Origin of the sequence: Enterovibrio gelatinilyticus (assembly GCF_028683095.1) — a bacterium.
GTDB lineage: Bacteria > Pseudomonadota > Gammaproteobacteria > Enterobacterales > Vibrionaceae > Enterovibrio > Enterovibrio gelatinilyticus.
In genome coordinates, this window is the sequence record NZ_JAJUBC010000129.1 from 1 (window position 1) to 443 (window position 443).

Below are 443 nucleotides of genomic sequence, written 5' to 3' on the forward strand. Positions count from 1 at the left end.
TCATCCGGGCCGGTGGTGTCGTTGTTGTCGTTGCCGTCATCAGAAATGATGGCCGAGCCGGAGTCGGTCAGGGCAGCCTTGTTATCGCCGATGTCGGCAGAGACGTTGAGCTCAAAGCTCTCGTCACCTTCATAGGTGTCGTCCTGCTCAGAGGCCACGGTGACCTGAATGTCCTTGGCATCGCCCGGGATAGACAGGGTATCACCGCTGTTGATGGTCTCGGTGACGGAAGAGCCGTCAGCCTTCTGATAGGTCACGGTCAGGGTGGCGTTCACGTCGGCGTTGTCACCGGACAGGGTCGCGTCCTTGTCGGTGTCCACGGCGGTGTTGCCGAGGGTGAAGGTGTAATCCACGCTGCCGTCGACCGGGTTGTCCAGCGCCACGTCGAAGGTGGCGTTGGTGCCTTCGTTGACTTCGCCGGCGTCAGAGACGGAGAGGCCAGG

Annotated in this window: 1 protein-coding gene; it reads right to left on the reverse strand. The window is 61.6% G+C overall.

Going from position 1 to position 443, the window contains the following annotated elements; genetic code table 11:
• The coding region (locus tag LRP50_RS25525) for a hypothetical protein (protein ID WP_274167191.1) at nt 1-443 on the reverse strand (443 nt) is incomplete at both ends.